Below are 26,078 nucleotides of genomic sequence, written 5' to 3' on the forward strand. Positions count from 1 at the left end.
TTGCGCCGCACGCCTGTCATAAACGCCTGCTACGGTGCCCGGATAATTTTGCGAGGACTCGTCATGCTGTCTCGATTGGCTCGCTTGTTTCTGTTGATAGCCCTGGGTGCAAACGCATTGAATGCACAGGCCGAAACCTGGCCCGGCGAGCAATGGTCTTCTCGACCGACCCCCCGCAGCGCCGCACTCGATATACTGGAAACCTATGCCTTCCCGGCCCGTGACGAAGCCAACCGCACGGGCGTGCGCACCGATGCGCTGCTGGTGATCCGCAATGGCGAGATCGTCTATGAACGCTACGCCGGAGTGACCACCGCAGAAACGCCGCACCTGACCTGGTCGGCCAGCAAGAGCATCCTCGCAACGGTGCTGGGCGTGGCATTCGGGGAAGGCCGCTTTCAACTGACAGACCCGGTGGCGAAGTTCTACAAGCCCTTCAGCGCTCATCCCGACATCACCGTTCAGGACCTGATGCACTGGGCGTCCGGTCTGGACTGGCAGGAAGATTACGAATACGCGCCGCTCAATTCCTCTGTGGTCGCGATGCTGTACACCCGCGGTCGCGACGACATGGCCCGCTTCACCGCCGGCCACAAGGCCGCTACGACACCTGGCACGCGCTACCTGTATTCCAGCGGCGACAGCACCGTGCTGGCAGCCGCCTTGAAAGGCATGGTCGGTGCCGAGGCCTACCCGAGTTATCCCTGGACCGCACTGTTCGAACCGCTCGGCATTCGCAGCGCCGTCTGGGAAACCGATGCCAGCGGTACTTTCGTAGGGTCGTCCTACGCCTACATGACCGCCCGGGATCTGGCACGCATCGGCCTGCTGATGCAGCGTGGCGGCCAGTGGCAGGACAAACCGTTGCTCAACAAGGCATGGATGGACTTCGTACTGACGCCCTTCAAAGGCGAGCAAGTTCAGGCCAGGGTCGAAGTGCCCGGCGGGCAGTGGTGGCTCAACCGCACTGCCGACGGTGGCAGCGGCCCTTGGCCCGACGCACCCGCGGACACCTTCGCCGCGCTCGGCCATTGGGGCCAGGCGCTCTACGTCATCCCCAGCCAGAAGCTGGTAATCGTGCGCTACGCCGACGACCGCGACGGCAGCTATGACCACGACCAGATGCTCAAACGCATCCAGGCAGCGTTCGGCAAGGAGAGCGGGCAATGAGTAATCGTCGAGCGTTCATCCTGCGCCGTCCCCTCACCAGTCTGCTGCTGTTGCTGCTCGCGGCGCTGGCTGTACTCATCTTTCAGTACCGCGTCGCCCTGCAAGCGTTTCCGACCATCATCAGCGCGTATACCGCCAAGGAATACTGCTCGTGCCGCTACGTGGTGAACAACCCCGAGGCGTACTGCCGGGCCTATATCAAACAGTACGTGCCCAGCACACTGATCGATGACCCCCAGCAGAAACGCGTGATTGCCAGCGGTCTTGGGCGTGTCAGCATCGCCGCCTGGCAAGGGCCGCTGGAAGGTTGTCGTCTGTTGTCGAAATCGCCATAACAGACGCCGGACGAACGGAGCGGTTTGCCAGCGGTCTGACAGGCGGATAAGGTGCTCCTCAATTGCCCGCCCGGAGTCTGCATGCTCAACCTGCCTCGCCTGCTGTTGGTCCTTCTGGCCACAGCGGCGCTTCCCGCCCACGCCAGCTGGTATCTGGATAACGAGTCATCACGCCTGTCGTTCACCTCCACCAAAAATACCGACATCGCCGAAGTGCATCGCTTCCTGGTGCTTCATGGCAAGGTTGATGACAAGGGGCTGGCCGAGGTTGAAGTCGAGATGGAATCGGTCAGTACCGGCATCGCCCAGCGTGACGAGCGACTGCGTGATCAGGTGTTTCAGACACGCCAGTTTCCCGCTGCCAGAATCAACGCCCGGCTCGACATGCGCCCCATCAACGCCCTGGCGCCCGGCGCACAGCTGGAGTTGCGCCTGCCGCTGTCAGTCAGCCTGCGTGGCAAGACCCATACCTACAACGCCGAATTACTGGCCACGCGTCTGGATGATCGACGCTTTCAGGTCGTGACGCTTGAGCCTTTGGTGGTGCACGCTCAGGACTTCGATCTCGTGCCGGATTTCAACGCATTGCGCACTCACGCAAGTCTGTCGGCGATCAGCCTGTCGGTGCCCGTCGGCGCCGTCCTGATCTTCACGGCGCGCTGACATGAGCAGTGCGATCTTTCCGTGGCGTGAAAACAACCAGTTCAAACTGCTCATCGACGGTCCGGCGTTCTTCCCGCGCATGATTGCTGCCATCGACCGCGCCGAGCAGCAGGTCGATCTGGAGTTGTATCTGGTCGAGGCGGGCGCCTGTGCCGACGCGATGGTGCGGGCACTGGTAGACGCAGCCCGACGCGGCGTCATTGTGCGCTGCCTGTTCGATGATTTCGGCTCCAAAGCCTTCGACGCAGGCCTGCGCAAACAACTGACCGATGCCGGTGTGATCCTGCGTTTCTACAACGCGATCCATTGGCGGCGCGGCCTGCGTAATTTCTATCGTGACCACCGCAAAATTCTGGTGGTGGACAAGGCCCTGGCCGTGGTCGGCGGCACAGGCGTGACCGATGAATTCTGGGAGCCGGACAAGGAAGTCAGCCAGTGGCACGAGGTGATGGTGGAAATCACCGGTCCGCTGGTGATGGATTGGCAGGCGCTGTTCAACCGACAGTTTCACGTCAACCCGCGCCGCACCGCATGGCGACCGAAGGAGAACTTCGGCCTGACGCACCTGCCCAGCGTTCCGGTTTCCGGAGAAGGGCTGGGCCGCGTGGCCTACGCCGACTCACGTCAGCACCGCGACATCCTGCAATCACTGGTGCGCGCCCTGAACACCGGCCAGAAACGCATCTGGCTGGCGACGCCGTACTTCCTGCCCACCTGGAAAGTCCGCCGCTCGCTGCGCAGAGCCGCAGCGCGTGGCGTCGATGTGCGTTTGCTGCTCACCGGACCACGCACCGATCACCCGTCCGTGCGCTACGCAGGCCATCGTTACTACCCGCGCCTGTTACGCGCTGGCGTGAAAATCTTCGAATACCAGCCGTGCTTCCTGCACTTGAAAATGGTCCTGATCGACGACTGGGTCAGCATCGGCTCGTGCAACTTCGACCACTGGAACCTGCGCTTCAACCTGGAAGCCAACGTCGAAGCCCTCGATCCCACCCTGACGAGAGATGTGGTCGCCAGCTTCGAAAAAGACTTCGCCCTGAGTGCCGAAACCACCCTGGCCGACTGGAAAGCCCGGCCGCTGTGGCGACGCGTCAAGCAGCGCCTCTGGGGCTGGATCGACCGGCTGGTGGTCAACCTGCTGGACCAGCGCAACTGAAGGGAAGGGGCCAGCAACGGCCCCGAGTGCGTATCAAGCTGGCTGGACAATACTGTCGAGCGAGCGATCCACCATGGCCTTGGCCAGTTCCGCCATGTGCAACACCGCAAACACCAGATCCCGGCTCGTGCCCTCGGCGTTATCGCCTGATTCGTAAGCCGTGGTGATGATGCAGCGCAACAGGTCAGACGCGTAGTTGAGCGCTTCTTCCTGAGAGACGGATTGGTTGATGGTGTACAGGGTGTTTGGTGGGTCGGGGACGAGTTTTTGTAGCATGTATTAACTCCAGCAGATGATGAAGGAGCCGTCAGTTATCGCTACCAAACGATAAGGTGGCGGCCGTGTGCAAGTTGGTAGACCGGCTGCTGGCACCCGGTGCATCCGAAGATGCCATGCGCACGGCCACCATAATAGCGAGACGAAAAAGCTCCCCTCGCAGAGGTGACGCGTTGCGCCAGCAAAGACAGGTCTACCAAACCCGATCGCTGATTTTGCAGCGACCGGGGAAGCCTAGAGACCGGAGTAAGCAGGCGCAAGGGGTTGGGATTCTCTCGGAAATTTCACTCAAAGGATAGGGAGGCATCCCGCTATTAAGTCTTACAACGCCCGCTGAAAATGCTTTTTCAGTGCATTTTTCTCGTGCTTATTGAGAGTGAGTGATTTGGCTCAGTAGGTGACCATTTCGGCAACCTTCAATGAATCAGCGTCAATACTCTGGCCGCCATTCCAGAAGAAATAGACGATTCGATGAGCTCTCGCCTTTTTATCGTTAGTGTGATTAAGGATGTCAGCGAACTGATCACATAGCGGTGCTTTGATCAGCTGTTTGGCAATCGCCCAATAAGGGCCAAAACCCCAATCCAGAAAAACAGGATCGAAAAGATCATCGCGGTCGCCGGGGTCGGCCAGCGCATACCCCTGAATAGCATCAGCGATGATTTTGCACTGCAGTGGGCAGTCATTGAGATCTGGGTGATACGGCGTCTGGGTCACGGTCTACATCCTTGTCGAAAACTGTCATCGGACATGAAGAGTATCCGACGCCCTTCGGGGCTTCAATGAAGCATGAACTTGCGTCACTCGCAACTTGCCAGTCCTTCTGTCGAACGCGCACGCTTGCCACCGTGGCAACAGGTCGACGAACATTGCCTCTCATTCAAGCAGGTTGATATCAAGGTGTTGAAGATGACTGAAAAGATTGAGATCCACCAGATCAATCATCTTCCGTCCCAGTTACTGACTCTGGAAAAAGAGGCGGTTGAAGAAGGCTTCCGGTTTCTTACCCGATTGATTACGCAATGGAACTCCGGAGACAATCGCTTCGATGCTCCCGGCGAATGTCTGATGGTTGCGTATCTGGATCGGCGGCTAATTGGCGTCGGTGGTCTTTCTGTCGATCCGTACGCTAAAGGCCACACCGCGAGGCTTCGGCGAGTATACGTCGCAGCCTCATCAAGAGGGCAGTACGTCGGACAAACATTAATCGAAGCGCTTGTTGCACATGCTGCCCGGCACTTTCGAATCGTACGGCTTTCCACGGATACCGTTGCAGGCGACGCGTTCTATCTGCGCTGCGGTTTCACACGATCGGATGATGAGCATGCCACGCACACGATGGTGCTGAGTGAGCGCTCGGTGTAGGTGACATCGGCGGGTGTTCGGCCTGGCGGAACCTGCCAGGCATACCGAGACGCCTACCGAAGCATCCGATCCAAAGAGATGCCGTGGAAAGCATCGTTCTCGCTCCTTGAGTGAAGGCAGTTACCGCGTGGAGCGCTACGGTTGCGCCTTATAAAAATAAGTTTTTTTATCGGAAACTTATAGTTTGGGTTACTCAGTCTGTATGGATGGTGGCATTTGGCTGTTTGTAAATTTACCCAATGCCTCAGCCGTTAAAAATTTAAAGGAGTCTGAGAAAAAAGTACTCATAAGCTCTATTTCTCGCCAGAAAATAAATTCTTACGTGCGGCCGCACGGTCGACTGATTACAAGGAAGGCGATTTTTAGATATCAGTGGGTTAAAGGTTTCTCGTTACGTGCCAATGCCCTATGAGCCACAGCGTACTTGACGTCCACGAAGGTTATTACGTGGTTCAGTAGGGGAGGCGACGTGGCTCGATTTATTCTGAGGCAAATTTCGAACAAAAGAGGTCAGTCGTCAAAGCAAAAAACGCACAGCCATAGTAAATAGTGAGTAAACGATTACACATTCGTCGTAGTATATTTGCGCTCACCAACTCTCACAGGATATGAAGGTTTTCCATGCGTCTTTTTCTTCCACTGGCCGTAAGCCTGACCCTTATCGGCTGCGCTACGACTAAAACCGATATTCGCAATGAAGCAAGGATCAGCCAATACGATCCGGCAACCATGGCTCGCGTCCGATTGATTACGGAGCACACTATCAGTGGAGGCTACGTGAGTGGGCAGACCTGCGCGACGTTCTTCAACTCCTTGCTGACCAAAAAGCCTGAGGAAGCTGGCTGGCAAGCTGCGCACGTTAACTCATCAGGTCTTTACCCTTTTCGTGCAACAGACACTCAGAACAGCGTGATCGGCATGCCTGCCAGCGAGGCGAGTAAAGCGATCAACAATTCGTCCAAGGTGTTTGACGAGCATGTTGTTCCAGCTGGCAAACCCCTTATCGCACAGATATATATGGGAGGGTCGCAAATGTCCTGCGTTCCCGCGCCTGTCACGCTCATCCCTGATCCCGGCAAAGACTATGAGATGGAATTTCAGATCATAAAATTCAGCACGTTCAAGGCCGGATGTGTGCTTGCTGTTCGCGAACTCTCCGCTCAGGCAAACGCGACGGTTGAAAAATCACTGAGTCCACAGATTTGTGCCAATACGCTCTTTGGCTGGCAAACCCTGAATGCCACGCCGTCGCCTTGACGCTCACTGGTTAGCTTAGAAGTTCGTCCTCGCGGGACATGGGTTGCAACTTGACTGCCTCGATCTGCTCTTGAACCAGGACCTTATTTGGACAGGAGCCGCCATCCATGAGCGGTAGGAGTTTGCTAAGCGCTTTTAACTCCTTGCCGCTCTGGCCATTCGATATGCAGCGATGAGTATCAATGCGGTTTGACGTTTTTCATATAGGTGCGTGTTGGGTGATCCACGAGTTTTTTTGTTAATGCTTCCAGCTCCTGGCTGTGATAAAGATCCAGACATTTCAAAAAATCAAACTTCACACCTTTTATTTCTGATTCAACCAAGGGGTGCGTGTAATCCCTTGCAAGGTACTTGGCCACCAGTGCGGTTATCAGCTCTGGACTTTTTTCCAAATCATAGTATGTCCATTCACGCATTGCGGTGACACTACTTCCCGCGTCCTTGCTCACGTCTGCGTTGTTGGCATAAGCAGTGTCTATGCATGTCGCAAGCGCCATGTCCTTGTAGTTGGCTTCAAACGTCCGATACATTCCCTCTGGCGATGAGGTAGCCGAAAGGGCAGATGCGCTGGTCATCGCAGCTGCAGAGAGGACTACGATGGTTTTGCGTAGATGCGCCATTAAGAAAGGCTCCAGAAACTTGCTTTGTCGGTTCGGTAATTTACCTCCGGTTCGTTAAAGTAACAATGATCGTAACACGTGCTGCCATCGAATAATTTCGCGTGTCCACGTGCATCAAACCATCCTGATACTTCAAATATAATAATGCCTTTCTTGTGTGATAGTGTCCCACCTCCAGAGGACGGGTATGTGATGGTGTCGGGTTTACCCCACGTGCTTGTCAAAAATTCTTGCACATCATTTATACGAAAAAAATACTGCTTTCGATCATTTCCGGACACGGTTTTGTTGTGTGTCTTCGGTATGGCCAGTCCTGTGTAATTCAAGATATAGCTCATTCTCACGGCGCAGGTATTACTCCATCTTTGCGATGGCTCAGCGTTGTTTATGTTTTTAGCCACATACCCTCCGATCAATTCAGCCACTCTTTTTTCCGGTGCAATCGGGTCGTAGATATGCTGCGAGGCAGCCCAGGCAGCCCAGGCAGCAGAAAAAGCAGGTCGTGTCATATATTTCCTAGTGCTGAGTCAAGCAGTCAAGTATCAAGATCAGGCGTAAACCTGATTGGTGATGCGGTTCCATCCGCCAGAAATATTTCCGCCGCTGGCACCGTCAGATCTTTTCTGGAGTGTGTACGTGGTTTTTATTTTTCCATAATTCAGGCTTATGGTTTCCGTGGGGATACCGTCATCGGCGCTCTGCGTGTAATTAGAGATAATAACTTCCTCTAGTAATACCTCAAAATATTTGATCTTCTCTCCACCTGCCCTATGCAAGGTAAGAACCACTTCTTTCAAATGTTTTCCTGCGCACAACGTTTCGATGAGCTTGCAGCTCGATTTATCCAAAGTCTTGGTGAACGTGAAGTCGCTGAGCGACGTGCGGCCAGAAGATGCCCCGCCTGAAGAGCTGGCAGTCGCTGACGTGCTTTGGTTCATTCCAAAAACGTACCCGGTTATCTCGATGCAGTCCTTGTAACGATCATCAAGCGCTTCGCCAGGTATTCCTTCGATTTTAATGTAAGCGTCAAAAGCCATTGCGGTCTCCATGGGGTGTCGATAAGTAGAGCGATTGTAATAGCTGGTTGTGACTTGTTTTGAGCAGATGGCTTGTCTTTTTCGATTAAGGCCGGTTTGTCAACGTTGCAGTAGACTAAATAAAGCTGAGACTTGCTTGCGGCGATAAATATGTTGTCACCGTACAGACTTGTCTTTGTATTGTGTGTGAATTGTCCTACGGAGCGTTCTTTTCTGTCGTATGAGCGGATCGAAGTTCTATGGATTATTGAAATAGGTTTTGGATAGATACCCAGCAATAAGATTTTTATTAAGAAGCCGGTGATTAATTTGAGCGAGTGATAGGTCAACCGCCGCTAATCAGTCGCATGCTGAGGTAGCTGGTGGGTTTTGGCCCGCTCTCATTCGGTTTGCTCTTTTTGAGATGCTTGTTTGAGCCTCACCCAACGCATAAATCAAATGCGAGGCGTGCACGACCCTCAATACTTTAAATCATCATAATCCTTCTCATACTGGCCAATGATTGCCTTCGAACCATCACGTCCTCCGCGTATCACGCACTTGTCAGGTACTGACGGGCACGACTTTTCTGGAGCAATTCCCATGGCCGATAAGCGAAAGATGTTCTGGTACGGCACGGCGGGCGATAACGTTATCGAGAGCTTTTCCGGCGGCAATGACGTCATCTACGGTGGGGCGGGCTATGACTACATTGCCCCGGATCGGGGTGGCAACAATGTGATTATTGGCGGAGCCGGGCGCGATGATCTAGTCGCCAACGGCACTACCGTCTTCCGGTATCTTTCGCTGAAGGACAGTTACCTGAGTGCTGCTGGCAGCGATGAAAATGTCGACTGGGTCTCGGGCTTCAATTCGAACAGGGACCGGCTTGATCTCACTGCGCTGGGTTTCACGGGGTTGGGTGACGGCACAAACGGCACGCTTAAGGTCAGCACCGAAGGTGATTATGATCACACGTTCCTGAGAAGCTACGAGGCCGATGCAGACGGCAATACGTTTGTGCTGGAGTTCTTTGATCCTGTGGACTTCAACGCCGCTAACTTCCAGCGTCTGATCGGCGGCAGCGAGACGGCTGACACGGTTTCTGGAACATCGGCAGGCGCCGAGACGCTGATGGGCTATGCAGGCAGGGACACGCTGTCGGGCCTGGCTGGAGACGACCGTCTGGTGGGCGGCGCGGGTGGCGACACATTGACGGGCGGGGACGGGGCTGATGATTTTGTTTTCAGCGCGATCACGGACAGCGTTCACGCTACTTCAGGCATCCAGACGCGAGACCTGATCACTGATTTCAGTGCGGCTCAGGGTGACATCATCGACCTGGCCGGTCTGAACTTCACGGGGCTGGGTAACGGTTACAACGGCACCTTGAAAGTCGAACTCAATGCCGCTGGCACTCAGACGATTCTGAAATCAATGGAAACCGATGCCGCTGGCAATCGATTCGAAGTGTTGTTCAACGGTGACCTTACCTTGGATCTGAACCGCAATGCCTTCGACTTAGGCTCTGTACGAAAAGTGGCTGCGCTCGGTGATGCTGCGTTAAAAACAGGCTCGGAATGCTCATTTACAACACGTAGACTCCGCTTCCTCGCCTGTTTTTGCCTTGCCTGACCTTCGCTCGCCGACTTTTCGTACAAAACCTAGGTAATCCCACCGGGCAGAAAGTGGTCAACAGCCTGACGCAGGACAATCTGGATGTCGTCGGGACCGCCGGGAACGACACGCTCAATGGCGGTGACTACGATGATCAACTGGTCGGGTTTCAAGGCAACGACCGGATCAACGCCGGTGCTGGCGACGACGTGATAGTGGGCGGTTATGGAAAGGACACCATCAGTGGTGGGGCAGGTCGGGATATTTTCCTCTACTACAACGTCGAGGACAGTTACCGGACGGCAGATGGCGGTTATTCAGACCTGATTACCGACTTCGAAGATGGCGACGCCTTTTATATCCTCGATATAGGTTTGGAGCGTGACGGTAATGGTTACAACGGTACGCTGAAGGTTGAATACAACCAGGAGCAGGATCGTACTTACCTGCGTTCCTTCGAAAGCAACGCCAAGGGCCAGCAGTTCCAGGTGGCGCTCAGTGGCAATCATCAGAACATCCCTTTCCTGTTCGACGGGCTGTACCTGGATGAGTCGCCCATTCATATCATCGGGGTCGATCCGACGAAGCCTCTGGATGTGTTTGGCTGAATTGGAGCGCCTGTTTTAGCAACGATCAGATGGCAGGAAAGAGCGTATTGATCGTTGGTGAGTACAGGTTGATAGCAGGGCGATCACGCTTAACTGGACGTGATCGTCCTGAGATCAGCCTTACAGACCTTGATAGACGCCGCTTTGAATGCATGGACACACCTTACTCTCGTAATGCCTGAAGTCTCGCATCGGCTGTTGCGCGTCCTCTGGCTGCGTTTCGATTCCAGAAGCGGTACTTGTCTGATGGCAGTTGTTTATAACGCGAGCACTCGGTTGCTGTTCAATACGGTGGGCCACTACCAAGACTTTTCCACGATTGACTCGATCATTCGGTCTGTTCGGTTTGATGAGAAGAAATAGATCGTTCCAACAGGGTGTTTGAGGATGAAATGAAAAACCCGGCGTTCGCCGGGTTTTCCATGTCTTGCTATGCACGGTATGACTTACTGCACTTCCACTGCCAGACTGTCGCTGATCTTCTTCTGCCAGATCGCGGGGCCGGTGATGTGGACGGACTCGCCGTTGCTGTCGACGGCAACGGTCACCGGCATGTCCTTGACCTCGAACTCGTAGATCGCTTCCATGCCCAGTTCGGCAAAGGCAACGACCTTGGATTTCTTGATCGCCTGGGCGACGAGGTAGGCGGCGCCGCCGACGGCCATCAGGTAGACGGCTTTGTGGTCACGAATGGCTTCGATGGCAGTCGGGCCGCGCTCGGATTTGCCGATCATGCCCAGCAGGCCGGTCTGGTCGAGGATCTGACGGGTGAATTTGTCCATGCGCGTGGCAGTGGTCGGACCAGCCGGGCCGACGACTTCTTCGCGCACCGGATCAACCGGGCCGACGTAGTAGATGAAGCGACCCTTGAGGTCGACCGGCAGGGTCTCGCCCTTGTTGAGCATCTCGACCATGCGCTTGTGCGCAGCGTCGCGGCCGGTGAGCATCTTGCCGTTGAGCAGGACGGTTTCGCCCGGCTTCCAGCTCTGCACTTCTTCCGGGGTCAGGGTGTCGAGGTTGACGCGGCGGGCCGATGGGCCGGCTTCCCAGACGATTTCCGGGTAGGCATCCAGCGATGGCGCTTCAAGCGAGGCCGGACCTGTGCCGTCGAGCACGAAGTGGGCGTGGCGGGTGGCGGCGCAGTTGGGGATCATGCACACCGGCAGCGAGGCAGCGTGTGTCGGGTAGTCCATGATCTTGACGTCAAGCACGGTGGTCAGACCGCCCAGACCCTGAGCGCCGATGCCCAGTTGGTTGACCTTCTCGAACAGCTCCAGACGCATCTCTTCGATACGGTTCTGCGGGCCGCGGGCCTTGAGCTCGTGAATGTCGATGGATTCCATCAACACTTCCTTGGCCATGACCGCTGCCTTCTCGGCAGTGCCGCCGATGCCGATGCCGAGCATGCCCGGTGGGCACCAGCCCGCGCCCATGGTCGGTACGGTTTTCAGCACCCAGTCGACGATCGAGTCGGACGGGTTGAGCATCGCCATCTTCGATTTGTTTTCCGAACCGCCGCCCTTGGCCGCCACGTCCACTTCCACGGTGTTGCCCGGAACGATGGAGTAGTGAATGACCGCAGGGGTATTGTCCTTGGTGTTCTTGCGAGCACCGGCCGGGTCGGCCAGGATCGAAGCGCGCAGCACGTTTTCAGGCAGGTTGTAGGCGCGACGCACGCCTTCGTTGATCATGTCGTCCAGGCCCATGGTGGCGCCGTCCCAGCGTACGTCCATGCCGACACGTACGAACACGGTGACGATGCCGGTGTCCTGGCAGATAGGGCGATGACCGGTCGCGCACATGCGCGAGTTGATCAGAATCTGGGCGATGGAGTCGCGGGCGGCGGGCGATTCTTCACGCAGATACGCCTCGTGCATGGCCTGGATGAAATCCACGGGGTGGTAGTAGGAAATGAATTGCAGGGCGTCTGCAACGCTCTGAATCAGGTCGTCTTGCTTGATCACGGTCATGCGGCGCGCTCCTCTGTAAGGACGGGAACATTCAATTACGCTATCGGCGACAGTCGGGGACTGCGGCTTGAACCAGAGCTGTCAGGGTAGCCGTAGCGGGCGCAAAAAGGCGCGGCAGTATAACCTGCCCGACAGGGCAGTCTGTACAATCGCCGTTATTTTCTGCACGGGGCGCCTTGATGCCGCATTTGCACGTCGGTGACCGCAGCTGGGCGGTCAGCGAAGCCAGTAATCTGCTCGATGCCCTGAATCAGGCCGGTGTGTCTGTGCCTTACAGTTGTCGGGCTGGCAGTTGCCACGCGTGTCTGGTGCGCTGCGTGAAGGGTGATCCGCTCGACGCATTGCCTGAGGCGTTGCCTGTCGAAAAGCGTCAGCAAGGCTGGCGTCTGGCGTGCCAGTGCAAGGTGGTCCAAGACCTCACGGTCGAAGTGTTCGACCCATTGCTGGACGGTTTGCCAGCAACTGTCCAGGGCTGCGACTGGCTCAGCCCGACAGTGATGCGTTTGCGACTGGAACCGGGCAAGCCGCTGCGTTATCGCGCAGGGCAGCATCAGGTGCTGTGGACGGAGAGGGGCGTGGCGCGGCCTTACTCGCTGGCGAGCCTGCCGGGTGACGATGCCTTTCTGGAGTTTCATCTGGATTGTCGACAACCCGGCGCCTTCTGTGACCATGCGCGTCAGCTGCAGGTCGGCGATGAGCTGAGACTCGGCGAACTGCGTGGCGGGGCGTTGCGTTACGACCCGGACTGGCAGGACAAGCCTTTGCTGCTGTTGGCGGCGGGCACCGGCCTTGGACCGTTGTGGGGAATCCTGCGTGAGGCGTTGCGTCAGGAACATCAGGGCGCGATTCGGTTGATCCATCTGGCGCATGACGAGCAGGCGCATTATCTGAAGGCCGAGTTGCAGGCGTTGGCTGTCCGATGTCCGAACGTGCAGGTTCAGTTGATCACTCAAGAAACACTTCAGGACGCGCTGGCCGGGCTGCGCATGCTGTCGCGGCATGCCATGGCGCTGGTGTGCGGCAGTCCCGAGAGTGTCGAGGTGTTTGCCAAACGGCTTTACCTGGCCGGGCTGCCGCGTAATCAATTGCTGGCGGATGTTTTTGTCCGACGGGAGTGAGGTGACGCGGAGCGTCGCGGGCTGAGTGCCCTGATCGTTCCAGTCCAGCGGGTTAACGCCTCTCGGGACGCTCTGCATCCGCTCTCAAGGTGTCCACAAAAAAAGCCCCGGCTCTCGCGAGTCGGGGCTTTTGCGTGTTGCGCTGAACGTCAGACCAATGGATCGCCGACGTGCAGGATCTTCATGCCGTTGGTGCCACCGATGGTGTGGTAGCTGTCGCCTTTGGTCAGGATGACCCAGTCACCTTGCTCGACCAGACCGCGCTTGAGCAGCTCGTCAACGGCTGCCTGACTGACCTGACCTGGTGGCAGGGCTGCCGGGTCGAACGGTACGGTGTAGACGCCACGGAACATCGCCGCGCGGGCTTGAGTGCCACGGTGCGGGGAGAACGCGTAGATCGGTACCGAAGAGCGAATGCGCGACATGATCAGCGGGGTGTAGCCGCTTTCAGTCAATGCGATGATCGCTTTCACGCCGGGGAAGTGGTTGGCGGTGTACATGGCCGCCAGGGCGATGCTTTCGTCACAACGGGTGAACGAGTGGCCGATGCGGTGGCTGGAGGTCTTGCCGGTCGGGTGCTTTTCAGCGCCGACGCAGATGCGCGCCATGGCCTGAACCGCTTCGATCGGGTAGGAACCTGCCGCACTTTCAGCCGACAGCATGACGGCGTCGGTGTAGTCGAGCACGGCGTTGGCCACGTCGGACACTTCGGCGCGGGTCGGCATGGGGCTGGAGATCATCGACTCCATCATCTGCGTAGCCACGATCACCGCCTTGTTGTGGCGACGGGCGTGCAGAATGATGCGTTTCTGAACGCCGACCAGTTCGGCATCGCCGATTTCCACACCCAGGTCGCCACGGGCAACCATGACGGCGTCACTGGCGCGGATCAGTTCGTCGAGCACTTCGTCGTTGGCAACCGCTTCGGCGCGTTCGATCTTGGCGACCAGCCAGGCAGTGCCGCCGGATTCGTCACGCAGCTTGCGAGCGTATTCCATGTCGGCAGCGTCGCGCGGGAAAGAAACGGCCAGATAGTCCAGGTCCATTTCCGCAGCGAGTTTGATGTCCTGCTTGTCTTTCTCAGTCAGCGCAGGCGCTGTCAGGCCACCGCCGCGACGGTTGATGCCTTTGTGGTCCGACAGCGGGCCACCGATCAGGACGGTGCAGTGCAATTCGTCAGCGGTCTGAGTGTCGACGCGCATGACCACGCGACCGTCGTCGAGCAACAGCTCGTCGCCCACGCCGCAATCCTTGACCAGATCCGGGTAGTCGATACCCACGATCTGCTGGTTGCCACCGGTCAACGGGTGAGCGGTGGAGAAGGTGAACTTGTCACCCACTTTCAGCTCTATCCGCTTGTCGGTGAACTTGGCGATACGGATCTTGGGACCTTGCAGGTCGCCCAGCAGAGCGACGAAGCGCCCGTGTCTGGCGGCGATGTCACGGATCAGTTTGGCGCGAGCCTTATGCTCATCCGGGGTGCCGTGGGAGAAGTTCAGACGAGCAACATCAAGACCCGAGAGGATCAGTTGTTCGATGACTTCCGGCGAGTTGCTGGCAGGGCCAAGTGTGGCGACGATTTTGGTGCGGCGAACGGTCATGCACAAACTCCTTAATTGAAGCGCAGCGAGAGGCTACTCCTGTCTGGGTCTTTAGTCATTGTTCCTTTGCACTACCTTGCTGCTGGCAGGCAGGGCAATCGGCTGACGGCCGGTGCTCGATCGGCCTGAAGAAATTGGATATCGAGCCGATAAATGGCAGAGAACAGGAGAGTCCCATGCGTATTGTAACGATTGTTGTATTACTGGCTGCGGTCAGCGGTTGCACCCGTTGGGCAATGAACTCCAATCTGGATCATGCCTATCGTGCTTATCAGGAAGGCGACTGCGATCGCGTGATGCTCGACCTGTCCAAGGTTGAACGTCAGAGTCGCGAACGGCGTTATGTCCAACCTGAGGTCTCGATGTTGCGCGGGCAGTGCCTGGAGCGACAGAAGCTTTACGTTGATGCGGCACAGACTTACCAGTTTCTGATGAATCAGTATCCGGCCAGTGAATACGCATACCGTGCGAAGGCCCGGCTCGACACCCTCGCACAATTGGGTCACTACCCGCCGGCCCAGCCCGCGAGAGCGATTCCTGCCTCAAAATAATTACACCCGATTGGATGATTGGTGTCGTTTACGGGTGGATGTTGGAAAGATTTGCGCTAGGCTGACTGTCAAGGGAATGAAAGAGCCTCAAGGCTCTGGTCTTAAGGAGTTCCTGCGGCACTGCCATTGTTAACGCCGCAGGATCTAAGTTCTACGTGACCATGCTCACTGGTCTCTGAAGGCGGCCTGCCATGTTAAAAGAGCGAAAAATCGAACGACACCAATTGCAGGAATATCTTCAGGTTTTCAATAGGCACACTGACCGACCACTCGGTTGTCTGGGCAATGTCTCGGAAGAGGGGCTGATGCTGATCAGCAGCATCCCTCTGCTGGTTGGTGCCAGGTTTGATTTGTGTGTGAAGATGCCCCGTGGTGAGGGGATGAAGACCATCGACGTCAGCGCGACGTGCCTGTGGTGTCATGAAGATGAGACACCCGGCTGCTACGACTCCGGTTTTGAACTCTTCGAGATGTCCACGGATTATCTCGAGTTGGTTCATATCCTGCGGCAGTATTTCTGTTTCTACCCGACCCTTGAGGCTTCGGCCTGACAGGTCAGCAGTCGGAAAAGCGGGTCAGAGCGTTCCCGCTTTCTTCCAGCCAAGATAGCGAGTGACCAATTCTGCGCCCAATTCCCCTGGGCGTACGTCCACCACATTGATGCCATGCGCGACCATCCGATCGTGCAGTGTCGTACGCGCGTTCAGAAAGCTGACCGCTCCGCAGTAGCTCAGCGCCTCATCGTGGGTCTGCACCGGAGCGTGACGCAGGCTGTCGAGCACCTCTTCCCGCAGACTTGCAACCAGCACACGATGCCTGCGCGCCAACTGATTGACCGCCGCCAGCAGTTCATCGTCGTCTTCATCGCGCAGATTGGTAATCACAACCACCAGAGAGCGTCGCTTCTGTCGGGCCAGCAAATGGCGAGCGGCGGCGCTGTAATCGGCGGGTCGCTGTGTGGTCTGCAGGTCATAGACGGTATTGAGCAACAGATTCAATTGACCGTGGCCTTTGACCGGCGATAGATAGCGATCCTTGTCGCCGGCAAAGGTCATCAGGCCGATGGCGTCGCCCTGACGCAAAGCCACGTAGCCGAGCAGCAGGCAGGCATTGAGTGCGTGATCGAAATGGGACAGGTCGCCGTCCTGGCTGCGCATGCGTCGTCCGCAGTCGAGCATGAACACGATCTGCTGGTCTCGCTCGTCCTGGTACTCCCGCGCAATCGGTGAGCGCTGGCGAGCAGTGGCTTTCCAGTCGATCTGCCGGAGGCTGTCGCCTTCGCGAAATTCGCGCAGTTGGTTGAATTCCAGCCCCAGGCCACGGCGCTGCGACTGACGCACACCGATCTGGCTGAGCCAGTTGTCCACTGCGAGCAGTTGACCGTCGTACAGACGGGCAAAGTCCGGGTAAACACGAGTACTGCCCGGCAGAGCAAGGCGACGTCGGGCGGACCACAGATGCAAGCCGCTGCGCAGCGCCAGTTCGCAACGTTCAAAGGTGAAATGGCCTCGCTTGGTGGGCCGTATCCGATAGCCCAGCGTGGCCTTTGCGTGTCGAGCCACTTCGATGGACTGCGGCAGGTCCACGGATTCCATTCCTGGGGGCAGGTGATCCATGACGCGTAGTGTCAGTACAGCGCCGCCATCGTGTTCGATGTCCAGTCTTATGTCGTTCCAGCGGTTCAATGCCAGGCTGCCCGGCAGGTGACGGTGCAGGCGCGGGGAGGGCTGGTGTGTCAGGCGAAATCCGTCGAAAACGCTCACGCCCGCAAGCGCCAGCAATGCGCCCCAATAAAGGGTGTCGAGCTGCTTCGGATAATCGATCCCAAGCGCATGGAGCATGCCGAGCAGCACGGCTGCGCCTGCAAGCGCACCCAGCCAGCCCAGCAGCAGGGTCGACGGCCTCAATACCTGTTTCAAAGGCGCGGCGCCGGAACCTGATCGAGGATCTGCCGGAGCACCTGATCCACCGAAAGCCCTTCGATGTCCAGCTCCGGCGACAGCCTCACACGATGACGCAGCACCGCCAGCGCACACCCTTTTATGTCATCCGGGATGACGAACTCGCCGCCGCGCAACAACGCCCTTGCGCGACCGCCACGCACCAGCGCAATGGAGGCCCTTGGACCTGCGCCCAGGCTCAGCCCCGGCCAGGTGCGCGTACTGCGGGCCAGTCTCACGGCGTAATCCAGTACCTGTTCGTCCAGCGGCAGATCGCTGGCAATGCGTTGCAGCGCCTGGACTTCGCGGGCCTGCATGATCACCTTGAGCGGACGGACGTCGAGCATGTCGGCCCGGGTCGAGCGCGTGACCTGACGCACCATGTCCAACTCTTCCTGCGCCTGCGGGTAATCCATGCGCAGCTTGAGCATGAAGCGATCCAGCTCGGCCTCGGGCAGTGGGTACGTGCCTTCCTGTTCGATAGGGTTCTGGGTGGCCAGCACCATGAACGGTTGGGCAATGGGCAATGCGCGACCTTCCAGCGTGACCTGCCGCTCCTGCATCGCTTCGAGCAGTGCAGCCTGGGTCTTGGCCGGCGCGCGGTTGATTTCGTCGGCCAGCAGCAGATTGGTGAAAATCGGACCTTTGCGCAGCTTGAACTGTTCGGTCGGCAGGTCGTAGACCGCATGGCCGGTCACGTCGCTGGGCATCAGGTCGGGGGTGAACTGAATGCGGGCGAACTCGCAACCCAGGCAACTGGCCAAGGCACGTACCAGCAGCGTCTTGCCCAACCCTGGAACACCTTCAAGCAGCACATGACCGCCGCCTATCAGCGCCGTCAGCACATCATCGATGACGGCGTCCTGGCCAATCACCGCCTTGCGCAGTTCGGTGCGCAATACCTGGGCCAGATGACTGGCGCGCTGGCGCTGCTGGGCCTGCGTGCTGGCTGCGGTGCTGGCGGCGGGTTCGGGGCTCGCCGCAACGACGGGTTCGATGCTGCCTGACTGTTCGGGCGCTTGATCGCTCATAAGGCATTCCTGAGGGTTTGCAGGTGGGCCACCTGACGGGTGAAGTCGCTGTGGGAAAGGCGTTGCCTGGGTCTTGGGCGCAACGCATCGCTGATGGCGCTGGTGGGCTGGCGAGTGAGGCGGGACAGTACCTGCCACTGATCGGCGACGGCCAGTGATTCAAAACCCGGGTGAAGCTGACGCGCGCGTCGCAGGATGTCCTGCTGCAGGCTTTTCAGGAGCACGTCCTGTCCGCTGCGTCTGCGCAGGAACTCGGCGCTGGCGCGCAGGTGCTCGGTCAGTTGACGTCGGGCCTGCGAGGCAGGCAAACGGACAGGGCCTTCGCGCAGACCCACATGCCACAGGGTCAAGCCGATCAATATCGCGAACGCGGTCAGCGCGAGAGCGAAGTGACGCAGTATCAGGCTCAACAGGTTGTCATGTTCGGTTTGCATCAGGAGGGTCACGTCACTGTCCTGGGTCAGGTACCACAGTAGCCAGGCGTTGTCGTATTTGCCGATCGAGCGGGTTTTCCAGAGCTCGGCGTCGGTGAGTACAGTAATCAGGCCCTTGCCGTGACTCAGTTGCATCAGGTGCGTGGCGTCGGCGCTGTTGGCCCATGAGTCGGCATGGTCTTCGGGGTCTTCCAGATGGAACGCCGGATCGAAGCTCATGTAGGCTGGAGCTTCTTCATTTTCCAGGTACAACCGCGTGAGCTCCGGCCACTTGGTTCGCCTGGTGGCAGGGGGTGACGCCATCAGCGGTATGGGAAGCGCGGGCCGGGTCTCGTCTGGCTCATCCTGTGCCCTGAGATCTCTCGAGAGGTATTGGCGAATCCCGATCCTGTCGAGCAGCAGATCGCCGCTACGGCCTTTCTGTTCGTCCCACAACTGCTCGGCGACAAACAACAGATGGCCTCCGGATTCCGCCCAGTCCAGCAGGCGCTCGGCCTGTGCCGGGGTCATGTTTTCCCGATCATCGAGCAACAGCAGCGTCTGTGGTCGCTGTTGCGTGTCTGGCAGGTCGGTGAGCGCGCGGGTCATGTTGACGGGCACCGAACGTTGCCTGAGAAACGCGGCGGCGGCCAGATAGGGGTTGGCCCGGGCTTCCGGAGATGGACCCTGATCGACGGTTTTTTCGTAACGCTGCAGATGACTGGCCGCGTAGACGCCGACAGTGAGCAGCAGGAGCAATGCGAGCCCTGCGAACCACCGATGACGACGGCTCACGTTCTTGCTCCTGAACCGAACAGGCGACGCCAGCCATCGCACAATTCCTGTTGCGACCGCGCAGGCGGCAGCCGATGGCCGTAAGCAAGGTTCTGCCAATGAAGGGTCAGCGTCCGGCTGAATTCATCCAGTTGGGGTTGATCGAGTAGTGCGACGCGCTCCAGCACCTGGCCCTCGGTGTCGGCATTTTTCAAGGGCAGGCGGTAGTCGGTAAGCAGACGGTTGAGCAGGGCGCGATACAGCAGACCCAATGCCTCGCGTGGCGAGTCGGTCCAAAGCCGCTCTGCACTGGCGGCCACATCGTCAGGCAGGCTTTCTGCATTGACCTGCAGGCCGAACAGCTGTTCTGGCGTTTCCCGGGGTTGCGATGTCTGGTGCGGCGTGCGAGCGACGAATGTGCCCAGCCAGGCGCGGTAATGCCAGATCAACACGCCGAGCAGAGTCAAGACGACAGCCCAGAGCAGAACCTCCAGCAGCCTGGCCAGCGCGCTTGCAGCCGACAACAGACGGTTGAACCACTTGGCCAGCGCGCTGCCGTCGGGTCGCCCGTCGGCGTGGGTTGCCTGTTCGTCCCGCTCGGGAAAGCGCCAGCCGTTTACGGTTTTGGGATTCTTGAACGGCGGTGCCTGCAGGACGCTTTTGATTTCGTTGCGGGCAGCTTCGCTGGTCAGTTCCTGGTGAGTCAGGCGTGGCGTATCAGGTGCTGCGCTGACAATGACCGGCTCCCTCTGCGTGGCCTCAGGCGACGGGCAACTGTATTGGCTTGAATCGGCCATGGCGGACTGCGGTACCGCCGAAAACGCCAGTCCGGCAGCGATCAGCAACACATAGGCTGTGCCCATCAGGCGCTGGCGCAGTCGCCGGAAGATCAGCTCGATGTCCCACGCTTCAAGCACGGTTCGGCGATTGAGGTAGAGGGTAAAACCGCAAGCGACATAAACGGGCTCCCACAGCACGAGCGCCAGCACGTAAAACAGGTTGGTCAGGTGTTCCAGCCAGGTCCAGTCATTCTGGGTGTCGACCAGACTCAGCCATTGCCAGTCGATTTCGATCTGTTGCGGGATGAACAGGTAGAACAGGACCATCAGGCCGATCCACAGCGAGTATTCCAGGTGGACGCCTACGAGTGTCAGCAGACGTGCGGCGCCCTGGCCGTTCTGATTGAGCAGGCTGAGGCGACGTGCTCGCTCGTCTCCGTCGAGGTTTTCCAGTTGCTGCACCGGTAGTTGAAAGCTGCGGGTCAGGCTCAGGCGGCGCCAGAACAGGCTGGGGAGCAACTGGTTTTTCAGCGTGGCGGGCCAGGCTCTGAGCGCCTGTTTGAGCGTGGGCGTGTTCCCGAACAATGCCTGTGACAGGATCATCAGCGGCAGACGGTCGAAGGCCGGTTTGAGCCACCAGAACAGAAACAGTGCGATCGAAGGGTAGTCCCAGAGCAACAAGCTGAGCAAGGCGAACAGCGGCAACGTGACAATCGCCCAACTGCTCATCAGCAGCAGGCGATGTTCTCGGACCATCAGGACACCCAGATCAATGGCTTCCCAGGAGGTGCGAGGGCGAATGGCGACGTTCGATTCAGTCAGGCGCATGAGAAGCCCGCCCGGCGAATATCAGGTAGGCACCCACCAGCATCCAGAGCGCTGCGCCCACCAGGTACTTGATGAGCGGCGTCGGCCAGGTCATTGACGACCAGTAGGCTTCGATGAAGGCGGCAATCAGCAGAAACAGCATCACGCCGCCAATCAATTGCACGCTGCCTTGCGCAGCCTGTCGCAACGCTTCGCCGCGTGTGAGCCGACCGGGGGCGAGCAATGCCCAGCCCAGTTTCAGACCGGCGGCCCCGGCCAGGGCAATGGCGGTCAGTTCGAAGGCTCCGTGGCCGACCACGAACGACCAGAAGGTCTGACCATAGCCGATATCGGTGAGATGGCCTGCCACTGCACCGATCATCAGGCCGTTGAAGAGCAGAAAGAACAGACTGCCCAGCCCGAACAACAAACCGCTGGCATAGGTCTGAAAGGCAATGCCTATGTTGTTCATGATGTAGTAGCCGAACATCATCCAGTCATCGTCCGAAGCACGTTCCAGTGCCTGCCCGATGCGGCTGGCCTGCGGGTCGTACATGCTTTGCATGTCGCTGAGGCGGGCGGGGCTGACGATGCTGTAGATCAGGTCGGGAAAGCCGTAGACCAGAAGCCCCATGCCCACGAGGCTGCCGAAGAACAGCAGGCTGGCGACCAGCACGAAACGCCATTCGGCACGAACCGCTCTCGGGAAACCCGCAAGGATGAAGGTCAGGAATTGAGCACCCAAAGCACTGCGATGTCGGTAAAGCTGCTGGTGCCCGCGCATGGCCAGTTGATGAAGCGGATCGATGAGGTGACTGCTGTAGCCGCGTTCCTGAGCCAACGCCAGTTGATGGCAGAGGCGTCGATAGTCGGCAGGAAAGCACTCGCTGGCCTTGGGGTCGGGCTTGCCGCGTTCCAGTGCCTCCAGGCATTGCTCGAAGTGTTTCCACTCGGATTGATGACGGATTTCGAACTGAGCCTGTTTCATGTCGCCCCCGTCAGGCTGCGCGCGATGCCGTTGACCTGAATGACGGCCTTGTCGGCCGACAGGTGCAGCGGCTCGACCAGAATCGCGGCCAGTTCCTGCCTACGCGCTTCGGACAGGTCACCTTGGCGCTCGGCCAGACTCAGCAATGCGCGTTGTTCTTCCAGGTGCAGAGCGACCGGCACCCTGTAAGGTTCGACCGAGGGCAGGACCGGCCGCTTCACGGGCAGATCGGTATGAATCACCAGGGTTCCGGCTGCAAGATCACCGAGGCGTTTGAACCGGGGATGATTCAGGCAACTGATGGCGCCCACGCTATAGGCCAGAGGCAGCATGTCGACGAAACGCAGCAGGTTGCGGGTGAGTGAGGAGGCCCAGCCGATCGGCGTTCCGTCATCATTGACCACGCGCAGGCCCATGGCGCGCTTGCCGGGTGTCCGCCCCTGATCGAGCACCTCGAACAGCACCATGTACCCCCAGTTGACCAGAAACAGCGCGATGGCAGCCAGCCCCATGCCGAACTTGTCGAATAACTGAAGGACGAGAAACAGTACTCCGATGGCCACGGCTCGAATGCCCAGGTCGATACTGAACGCCAGCGCACGCACAACCAGCCCCGCAGGCCGAAGGATCATGTCGATGCCTTCCGGGGTCTCGATGGCGATGCGGGTATCCAGCGGCGTCTGCTGCGCTGCAATCCCTTGCGAAGCGGGAGGAGATAGCATGATGGGGAGGCGTTACCTGAAGGCGAGAACTGATGCTAGCTACCACCGCGGCGCTAAGCAACCGGCGTCTCTAAACAGAGCCTGTAAGAAAAAGTGTTGCAGGCTTGCAGCGTGTTCCGATTAGCCAATCGTCCGCTTCGCACCCTACACTTCCAGGGTCTCTTGTTCAGGATCAGCCCGTGACTTCCAGCATCTTCTGGTACGACTACGAAACCACCGGTATCAACCCGCGCAATGATCGTGCACTGCAGATGGCAGGTATTCGTACCGATGCCGAACTCAATGAAATCGAGCCGCCGGTCAACCTCTACTGCCAGCCCAGTGACGACATCCTGCCGCATCCGGCAGCGTGCGTGATTACCGGAATCACCCCGGCCACGCTGGCCGAGAAAGGGCTGTGCGAAGCGGATTTCATGACCCGTGTGCACGCGCAACTTTCCGCTCCCGGCACCTGTGGCGCAGGCTATAACACGCTGCGTTTTGACGACGAGGTGACTCGCTACAGCCTGTATCGCAACTTTTTCGACCCTTATGCCCGCGAATGGCAGGGGGGCAACAGTCGCTGGGACCTGATCGATGTAGTACGCGCGGCCTACGCGTTGCGCCCGGACGGCATCGAATGGCCCGAAGAAGAAGGTCGCGTCACACTCAAACTCGAGCGCCTGACGGCTGCCAACGGTATTGAACACGGTCAGGCCCACGATGCCTTATCCGATGTGCGTGCGACTATTGCACTGGCGCGTCTGATTCGTGAGAAACAGCCTCGGCTGTACGATTATCTTTTTGCACTGCGCAGTAAGCAAAAGGTTCAGGATCAGATTCGTCTGATGCAACCGCTGGTGCATATTTCAGGGCGCTTCTCAGCGGCCCGTCATTATCTCGGTGTCGTTTTACCGCTGGCCTGGCACCCTCATAATCGCAATGCACTGATTGTGTACGATCTGCATCAGGATCCTTCGCCGTTACTGGAGATGGACGTTGAAACACTCAAGCAGCGGTTATATACCCGCCACGATGCGCTAGGCGAAGGCGAGCTGCCGGTGCCGCTCAAACTATTGCATATAAATCGCTGCCCGGTGGTTGCCCCCATGAGCGTGTTGCGCCGACAGGATCAGGAACGCTTGCAGCTCGACATGACGGGTTATCAGGCGAAAGTGGCGACCGTGACAGAAAGCCTTGAAGTTTGGCAGGACAAACTGCGTGCTCTTTATGGCAAGGATCATTTCATCGCAAGTGAAGACCCTGAGCAGCAATTGTATGACGGATTTATCGGTGACCGTGATCGCCGATTATGTGAACAAGTACGCGTTTCCGAGCCAGAGCAACTGGCACGTGATGCCTGGCCGTTTGATGACGCACGCCTGCCTGAACTGTTATTTCGCTACCGGGCCCGTAACTTTCCGGAAACGCTCACCGCCGAAGAACAACAGCGCTGGCATCAATTCTGTCAGGCGCGCCTGAGCCGCCCGGAATACGGGGCTCCCAATACTTTGCAGGGTTTTACGAAGGCGCTGGTGGAGTTGTCGCTTAGTGCCACGCCAGAGCAGTTGGCGATACTGAGGCAATGGCAGGACCACATCGAGTTGCTGCGCGGCAGGCTGGAAATATGAGCAGAAAATGTAGACGGTGAACTATAAAAAAACGCCAGCAAGCTGGCGTTTTCAAGTCGCGGATAAAACGACCGTTGACGCTTAGCCCAGCAGAGTGGCCCAGCTTTCAACCTCGTCACCGCCCCACTTGGCTTTCCACTCTTTCAGCGTTTTGTGATTGCCACCTTTGGTTTCGATGACTTCACCGTTGTGCGGGTTCTTGTACTGCTTGACCTTGCGAGCACGCTTGGTGCCGGTAGTTTTCACTGCGCCGCCACGAGGTGCCTTGTTGACCTTGGAGTCCGGATCCAGCAGAGCAATGATGTCACGCAGCGATTTTTGATATTCGCCCATCAGGGTGCGCAGTTTGCCTTCGAATTCCAGCTCGGTTTGCAGTTTGCCGTCTTGCGACAGGTTGTTCAAACGGGCTTGCAGTTCTTTGATTGCTTCTTCTGTGGCACGGTATTCGTTGATCAGGGACATGAGGGGGACCTTATGTTGTGAAGGGTGGCAGGGATACAGTGACGCAATAATAGTCAGAGGCACTGAGCAAGTAAACATTAAATAAAAGTTTTATTTGAATTATTTAGAAATATACACACGTCCTACAGACGCGGGAACTAGATCGGTGCGCTGGACCCGACTAAACAGGGCCGCTATAACGCGCTCATTAAGTACCGGATTTTTATAGCGGCGTCCGTTGAAATCCGGTACTGGCACGGTGCAATCTTTTTCCTTCGTCGGCCTGCACCGGCACCTGAATTCAGGCAACAGAGATACTGCAGTTTTCCTGCGCAGTCGCTAGAATAGCGCCTTTGCGAAGTTCTGGAGTTTCCCCTAATGCGCACTTTTCGTCTGGTGATTGCTTGCCCGGACCGCGTCGGCATCGTTGCCAAAGTCAGTAACTTTCTGGCGTCCCATAACGGCTGGATCACCGAAGCGAGCCATCATTCGGATAATCTCAGCGGCTGGTTCTTCATGCGTCACGAGATTCGTGCCGATACATTGCCATTCGATCTGGATGGTTTTCGCGAGGCGTTCACACCGATCGCACAAGAGTTCGAGATGGACTGGCGCATCACCGACTCGGCTCAGAAGAAGCGCGTGGTGCTCATGGCCAGTCGCGAATCGCACTGCCTGGCTGACCTGTTGCACCGCTGGCACAGCGATGAGCTCGACTGCGACATCGCGTGTGTGATCTCCAACCACCAGGACCTGCGCAGCATGGTCGAGTGGCACGATATTCCTTATTACCACGTGCCTGTCGATCCCAAGGACAAGGAGCCGGCGTTCGCTGAAGTCTCCCGTCTGGTTGGCCAGCATCAGGCCGACGTTGTGGTTCTGGCGCGCTACATGCAAATCCTGCCGCCTCAGCTGTGCCGCGAATACGCCCATCAGGTGATCAACATTCATCACAGCTTCCTGCCGTCGTTCGTCGGTGCCAAGCCTTATCACCAGGCCTCGCTGCGCGGCGTCAAGTTGATAGGCGCGACGTGTCACTACGTGACAGAAGAGCTGGATGCAGGTCCTATTATCGAGCAGGACGTGGTGCGCGTCAGCCACCGCGACAGCATCGAAAACATGGTGCGCTTTGGTCGTGATGTGGAAAAAATGGTGCTGGCGCGTGGTCTGCGCGCGCACCTCGAGGACCGTGTACTGGTTCACGACAACAAGACAGTCGTCTTCGACTGATTCGTTGTGGCAGGATC

The 26,078-nt window shown here is 57.9% G+C and carries 27 protein-coding genes; 13 read left to right on the top strand and 14 right to left on the bottom strand.

Features of this window, described 5'->3' with window-relative positions:
- Positions 1-63 precede the first annotated feature (63 nt).
- The 4 genes from KDX39_RS17390 (at position 64) to KDX39_RS17405 (ending at position 3,327) form a co-directional block, all read left to right on the top strand.
- Positions 64-1,170: a serine hydrolase domain-containing protein gene (locus KDX39_RS17390; RefSeq protein ID WP_231661209.1), complete on the top strand. Its 1,107-nt coding sequence runs from the start codon at positions 64-66 to the stop codon at positions 1,168-1,170.
- A complete protein-coding gene (locus KDX39_RS17395; protein WP_231661210.1) occupies positions 1,167-1,505 on the top strand; it encodes an amidase in 339 nt (112 codons plus the stop codon). The genes KDX39_RS17390 and KDX39_RS17395 overlap by 4 nt, the downstream gene beginning before the upstream one ends.
- Before the next feature lie 81 nt (positions 1,506-1,586).
- Positions 1,587-2,168: a YceI family protein gene (locus KDX39_RS17400; protein WP_231661211.1), complete on the top strand. Its 582-nt coding sequence runs from the start codon at positions 1,587-1,589 to the stop codon at positions 2,166-2,168.
- Position 2,169: 1 nt separating this feature from the next.
- Positions 2,170-3,327, top strand: coding sequence for a phospholipase D-like domain-containing protein (locus KDX39_RS17405; RefSeq protein ID WP_231661212.1), 1,158 nt, complete (start codon positions 2,170-2,172; stop codon positions 3,325-3,327).
- 33 nt (positions 3,328-3,360) lie between these two features.
- Here the strand turns inward: KDX39_RS17405 and KDX39_RS17410 are convergent, their stop codons facing one another.
- Complete coding sequence (locus KDX39_RS17410; RefSeq protein ID WP_231661213.1) at positions 3,361-3,603, bottom strand: DUF6124 family protein; 243 nt, start codon at positions 3,601-3,603, stop codon at positions 3,361-3,363.
- A gap of 390 nt (positions 3,604-3,993) precedes the next feature.
- Positions 3,994-4,320 carry a hypothetical protein gene (locus tag KDX39_RS17415; RefSeq protein WP_231661214.1) on the bottom strand — a complete coding sequence of 109 codons (327 nt, stop codon included), beginning with the start codon at positions 4,318-4,320 and terminating at the stop codon, positions 3,994-3,996.
- Between the two features lie 192 nt (positions 4,321-4,512).
- Here KDX39_RS17415 and KDX39_RS17420 point away from each other — a divergent pair, with 192 nt between their 5' ends.
- Positions 4,513-4,968, top strand: a complete 456-nt coding sequence (locus tag KDX39_RS17420) for a GNAT family N-acetyltransferase (protein ID WP_231661400.1) — start codon at positions 4,513-4,515, stop codon at positions 4,966-4,968.
- A 621-nt stretch (positions 4,969-5,589) separates the two neighbouring features.
- Positions 5,590-6,225: a hypothetical protein gene (locus KDX39_RS17425; protein ID WP_231661215.1), complete on the top strand. Its 636-nt coding sequence runs from the start codon at positions 5,590-5,592 to the stop codon at positions 6,223-6,225.
- Between the two features lie 179 nt (positions 6,226-6,404).
- Here the strand turns inward: KDX39_RS17425 and KDX39_RS17430 are convergent, their stop codons facing one another.
- From KDX39_RS17430 to KDX39_RS17440, 3 genes are read right to left on the bottom strand one after another with little or no spacing between them, the layout of a single operon-like run.
- Positions 6,405-6,845, bottom strand: a complete 441-nt coding sequence (locus tag KDX39_RS17430) for a type VI secretion system amidase immunity protein Tai4 (RefSeq protein WP_231661216.1) — start codon at positions 6,843-6,845, stop codon at positions 6,405-6,407.
- Positions 6,845-7,354 carry a type VI secretion system amidase effector protein Tae4 gene (locus KDX39_RS17435; RefSeq protein WP_231661217.1) on the bottom strand — a complete coding sequence of 170 codons (510 nt, stop codon included), beginning with the start codon at positions 7,352-7,354 and terminating at the stop codon, positions 6,845-6,847. Before KDX39_RS17435 ends, KDX39_RS17430 begins: the two co-directional genes overlap by 1 nt.
- 39 nt (positions 7,355-7,393) lie before the next feature.
- Entirely contained in the window at positions 7,394-7,882 is a 489-nt protein-coding gene (locus tag KDX39_RS17440; RefSeq protein WP_231661218.1) for an Hcp family type VI secretion system effector, read from the bottom strand.
- Positions 7,883-8,464: 582 nt separating this feature from the next.
- Between KDX39_RS17440 and KDX39_RS17445 the strand changes: the two genes are divergently transcribed.
- Positions 8,465-9,496 carry a M10 family metallopeptidase C-terminal domain-containing protein gene (locus KDX39_RS17445; RefSeq protein ID WP_231661219.1) on the top strand — a complete coding sequence of 344 codons (1,032 nt, stop codon included), beginning with the start codon at positions 8,465-8,467 and terminating at the stop codon, positions 9,494-9,496.
- A gap of 53 nt (positions 9,497-9,549) precedes the next feature.
- Positions 9,550-10,086 (top strand): M10 family metallopeptidase C-terminal domain-containing protein, encoded by a 537-nt coding sequence (locus KDX39_RS17450; protein WP_231661220.1) that lies wholly within the window; start codon positions 9,550-9,552, stop codon positions 10,084-10,086.
- Between the two features lie 446 nt (positions 10,087-10,532).
- On the opposite strand, the gene KDX39_RS17455 is transcribed toward KDX39_RS17450, so the two are convergent.
- Complete coding sequence (locus KDX39_RS17455) at positions 10,533-12,056, bottom strand: fumarate hydratase (RefSeq protein ID WP_099226240.1); 1,524 nt, start codon at positions 12,054-12,056, stop codon at positions 10,533-10,535.
- 179 nt (positions 12,057-12,235) lie between these two features.
- On the opposite strand from KDX39_RS17455, the gene KDX39_RS17460 reads away from it, so the two are divergent.
- Positions 12,236-13,174 carry an iron-sulfur-binding ferredoxin reductase gene (locus KDX39_RS17460; RefSeq protein ID WP_231661221.1) on the top strand — a complete coding sequence of 313 codons (939 nt, stop codon included), beginning with the start codon at positions 12,236-12,238 and terminating at the stop codon, positions 13,172-13,174.
- Positions 13,175-13,323: 149 nt separating this feature from the next.
- Here KDX39_RS17460 and pyk read toward each other — a convergent pair whose 3' ends face one another.
- Positions 13,324-14,775, bottom strand: a complete 1,452-nt coding sequence (pyk, locus tag KDX39_RS17465) for a pyruvate kinase (RefSeq protein WP_099226238.1) — start codon at positions 14,773-14,775, stop codon at positions 13,324-13,326.
- Between the two features lie 176 nt (positions 14,776-14,951).
- Between pyk and KDX39_RS17470 the strand changes: the two genes are divergently transcribed.
- Together KDX39_RS17470 and KDX39_RS17475 are read left to right on the top strand one after the other, a co-directional pair.
- Positions 14,952-15,326, top strand: coding sequence for a tetratricopeptide repeat protein (locus tag KDX39_RS17470; protein ID WP_099226237.1), 375 nt, complete (start codon positions 14,952-14,954; stop codon positions 15,324-15,326).
- Positions 15,327-15,517: 191 nt separating this feature from the next.
- Positions 15,518-15,877, top strand: a complete 360-nt coding sequence (locus KDX39_RS17475) for a PilZ domain-containing protein (protein WP_231661222.1) — start codon at positions 15,518-15,520, stop codon at positions 15,875-15,877.
- A gap of 24 nt (positions 15,878-15,901) precedes the next feature.
- Here KDX39_RS17475 and KDX39_RS17480 read toward each other — a convergent pair whose 3' ends face one another.
- From KDX39_RS17480 to KDX39_RS17505, 6 genes are read right to left on the bottom strand one after another with little or no spacing between them, the layout of a single operon-like run.
- Positions 15,902-17,245, bottom strand: a complete 1,344-nt coding sequence (locus KDX39_RS17480) for a DUF58 domain-containing protein (protein WP_231661223.1) — start codon at positions 17,243-17,245, stop codon at positions 15,902-15,904.
- Positions 17,242-18,297: an AAA family ATPase gene (locus KDX39_RS17485; protein WP_210042385.1), complete on the bottom strand. Its 1,056-nt coding sequence runs from the start codon at positions 18,295-18,297 to the stop codon at positions 17,242-17,244. Before KDX39_RS17485 ends, KDX39_RS17480 begins: the two co-directional genes overlap by 4 nt.
- Positions 18,294-19,505, bottom strand: coding sequence for a DUF4350 domain-containing protein (locus KDX39_RS17490; RefSeq protein WP_231661224.1), 1,212 nt, complete (start codon positions 19,503-19,505; stop codon positions 18,294-18,296). The genes KDX39_RS17485 and KDX39_RS17490 overlap by 4 nt, the downstream gene beginning before the upstream one ends.
- Positions 19,502-21,091 (bottom strand): DUF4129 domain-containing protein, encoded by a 1,590-nt coding sequence (locus KDX39_RS17495; protein WP_231661225.1) that lies wholly within the window; start codon positions 21,089-21,091, stop codon positions 19,502-19,504. The genes KDX39_RS17490 and KDX39_RS17495 overlap by 4 nt, the downstream gene beginning before the upstream one ends.
- The gene (locus KDX39_RS17500; protein ID WP_231661226.1) at positions 21,078-22,058 is read right to left on the bottom strand and encodes a stage II sporulation protein M; all 981 of its coding nucleotides are present in this window, start codon (positions 22,056-22,058) and stop codon (positions 21,078-21,080) included. Before KDX39_RS17500 ends, KDX39_RS17495 begins: the two co-directional genes overlap by 14 nt.
- Positions 22,055-22,780, bottom strand: coding sequence for an RDD family protein (locus tag KDX39_RS17505; protein WP_231661227.1), 726 nt, complete (start codon positions 22,778-22,780; stop codon positions 22,055-22,057). The genes KDX39_RS17500 and KDX39_RS17505 overlap by 4 nt, the downstream gene beginning before the upstream one ends.
- Positions 22,781-22,959: 179 nt before the next feature.
- Between KDX39_RS17505 and sbcB the strand changes: the two genes are divergently transcribed.
- Positions 22,960-24,390 (top strand): exodeoxyribonuclease I, encoded by a 1,431-nt coding sequence (gene sbcB, locus KDX39_RS17510; protein WP_231661228.1) that lies wholly within the window; start codon positions 22,960-22,962, stop codon positions 24,388-24,390.
- An 81-nt stretch (positions 24,391-24,471) separates the two neighbouring features.
- On the opposite strand, the gene mvaT is transcribed toward sbcB, so the two are convergent.
- Entirely contained in the window at positions 24,472-24,852 is a 381-nt protein-coding gene (gene mvaT / locus KDX39_RS17515) for a histone-like nucleoid-structuring protein MvaT (protein WP_004881357.1), read from the bottom strand.
- Positions 24,853-25,209: 357 nt separating this feature from the next.
- On the opposite strand from mvaT, the gene purU reads away from it, so the two are divergent.
- Entirely contained in the window at positions 25,210-26,061 is an 852-nt protein-coding gene (gene purU / locus KDX39_RS17520; protein WP_004881355.1) for a formyltetrahydrofolate deformylase, read from the top strand.
- Positions 26,062-26,078: the final 17 nt, after the last annotated feature.

It is taken from the genome of Pseudomonas sp. CDFA 610, assembly GCF_021147865.1.
In the GTDB taxonomy this organism is placed as follows: domain Bacteria; phylum Pseudomonadota; class Gammaproteobacteria; order Pseudomonadales; family Pseudomonadaceae; genus Aquipseudomonas; species Aquipseudomonas alliivorans.